Source organism: Pseudoalteromonas sp. SR45-5, from assembly GCF_014163565.1.
Lineage (GTDB): Bacteria > Pseudomonadota > Gammaproteobacteria > Enterobacterales > Alteromonadaceae > Pseudoalteromonas > Pseudoalteromonas distincta.
This window is the reverse complement of the sequence record NZ_JACJDN010000784.1, coordinates 1-1,575: the sequence shown is the minus strand read 5'-3', so window position 1 is coordinate 1,575 and position 1,575 is coordinate 1. Positions and strand designations below refer to the sequence as shown.

General features: G+C 37.2%; 2 protein-coding genes. Both read right to left on the bottom strand.

The genetic code is table 11. The features are described 5' to 3' along the window. Nucleotides 1-1,065 (bottom strand): response regulator (locus H5072_RS19010; RefSeq protein WP_182694455.1); only part of this gene is annotated, 1,065 nt, incomplete at its 3' end. Nucleotides 1,066-1,151: 86 nt separating this feature from the next. Next, nucleotides 1,152-1,526, bottom strand: a complete 375-nt coding sequence (locus H5072_RS19005; protein WP_024596244.1) for a DUF413 domain-containing protein — start codon at nucleotides 1,524-1,526, stop codon at nucleotides 1,152-1,154. Nucleotides 1,527-1,575 lie beyond the last annotated feature (49 nt).

Below are 1,575 nucleotides of genomic sequence, written 5' to 3'. Positions count from 1 at the left end.
AAATCCTTCAAGGCGTTTAAGGGCTTCTTGTTTATCTATATCTATAAAATAAACTGCAAACTCTTCACCACCTAAGCGCGCTACTAAGTGCTTTTTAAAGTATTTACTGAAGCAAATAGAGAGCCCTTTTAATACTTCGTCGCCAACATCGTGTCCGTATGTATCGTTAATTGATTTAAAGTGATCAATATCAAGCATAGCTAAAGCACCGTCACCTTTAGTATGTTTTATTTGCTTTAATGATTTTTCAGCTTCTTCAAAAAAGTAACGACGATTTGGTAAATTAGTTAAATAATCCGTGTTGGCTTGTCGCCTTATGGTAGCTATAAGGTCTAACATATCGACGTTTTGACTAAGCCTGCAGTAAAACTCTTCGCTATTAAAAGGTTTGTGCAAATAATCGTTTGCGCCATTTTTTAAAAATAAACTAGAAAGCCCTACAGAGTCAGAACCCGAAATACCAATAATAGCTTTTTCATCATTGCTATATAAGCGACGAATCTCGCTACATAGTTCATCGCCATTCATATTGGGCATTTCATTATCAGTAATAATAACTGAAATATCAGGTGAAGCTTCAAGCAGGTTTAACGCTTCTTGTCCGTCTTGTGCTTCAATAATTTGATACTTATGGCGCACTAATAAACTACAAATGTATCGTCGGGTCGATTTAGAGTCGTCAACAACGAGTACTTTTACATTTTCGTTGCGAGGCAGGCGCTGTAACTGTTTTTCGAGGTACTGATAAGCTTGTTTATTTTCTTTAATGATGTAATCGATGATTGGGTATTTTTCTACAGTGTCGCGAGTTTTTTTATCAATATTGCCCGTCATTACAATAGTTGGAATGTCTGCATTAATAGTACACGGTACTGCTTCACCAGATGGGGCATCAGGTAATATGAAGTCAACTACAGCGCAAAAATAGCTATTTTTACTTATAAGCTCTTTTGTTTGCGCTAATGACTCAGCTATATCAACTTCATAACCAGCCTTAAGCGCGATGTGCTTTTGCACTCGCGCCATGGCAGGTGTATCTTCAACTATTAGTATTTTTCGCGTCACGGAACAACCCTATATATATTTTGCAAAAATATTTGCTTATACAAGTTGTAACTGTTAAAACGCAAAAAAGCAAATAACTTAAATACTTACAGATTATCCGCTTCTGAATAATACTCTTGGCTAATCGGCGCCGGGCTCGACATTTTTGAACGGCCAAATAAAGTATGAAACTTAGTTTTGCAGGTCGTTAGTTTTAAGTATTTTACCCAAGCTCGTTCGATTGGGTTGGTAGGTTCTTGTGAGCCAGTTACGACTGCTACAAACTGTTCTTGGTGTTCGTTTTGCGGCTCAATTGTTTTACTGTATAAGCCTTTTAAAACAACTCCGTGTTGTTCAAGTATGCTGGCTTCTAATAAGGTGAAGTTTCCGCTGCGGCTAAAGCCTCGTGGAAAGTTTTGATCATCATAAAATTGACGTTGGCTAACAAATGCTTGGCGTAGTAATGAAATGTTATTGCTCATAGCTTTATCCTCATACCTTAGTAATTAGCTGGAGTATGATGCAAGTTTG